Consider the following 675-nt stretch of genomic DNA (forward strand, 5'->3'; position numbering starts at 1 on the left):
GGTAGGCGTAGTCGCCGCATTCGAGCGCCAGCTGAACGTTCTGCTCGACGAGCAGGATCGAAATGCCGTTGCGCGACAGGTCGAGGATGATGCGGAATATCTGGTGGACGATCTTCGGGGCAAGGCCGAGAGACGGCTCGTCGAGCATCAGAAGCTTCGGCTCGGCCATAAGCGAGCGCCCGATCGCCAGCATCTGCTGCTGGCCGCCGGACATGCGGCTTGCCATGCCGTTGCGCCGTTCCTTGAGCACAGGAAACAGCTCGAACACCTCGGCGCGCAACGCCTCGAAACTCTTCCCGCCGCGACCGATATGGGCCGCGACCAAGTTTTCCTCCACCGTCAGGCGCTGGAAGATCTGGCGGCCTTCCGGGCAGTGGGTGATGCCGAGACGCACGACCTGTTCGGGGCGCATCCCGGTGATGTCGCGGCCCTCGAACGCGATGCTGCCTGCGGTGGGCCGCGCCACGCCGGAAACGGAATTGAGCAGCGTCGTTTTGCCGGCGCCGTTCGGACCCAGGATGACGACGATCTCGTGCGGATCGACGTCAATGCTGATGGCCTCAAGAACGCCGACGCGCCCGTATCCCGAGCTGAGCCCGGCGATTCTGAGCAGCGGCCCGGATGTCGTCGATGTCATTGGCCGTTCCCCGATAGGCGCGTTGGACGTCGGGGCTT

Annotated in this window: 1 protein-coding gene; it reads right to left on the reverse strand. The window is 64.9% G+C overall.

The annotated features are described in order from the left end of the window. On the reverse strand, positions 1 to 637 hold a 637-nt coding region (locus EN925_RS38470), incomplete at its 3' end, for an ABC transporter ATP-binding protein (protein WP_164894809.1). Positions 638 to 675: the final 38 nt, after the last annotated feature.

Source organism: Mesorhizobium sp. M7A.F.Ca.US.006.04.2.1 (assembly GCF_004022915.1).
In the GTDB taxonomy this organism is placed as follows: domain Bacteria; phylum Pseudomonadota; class Alphaproteobacteria; order Rhizobiales; family Rhizobiaceae; genus Mesorhizobium; species Mesorhizobium ciceri.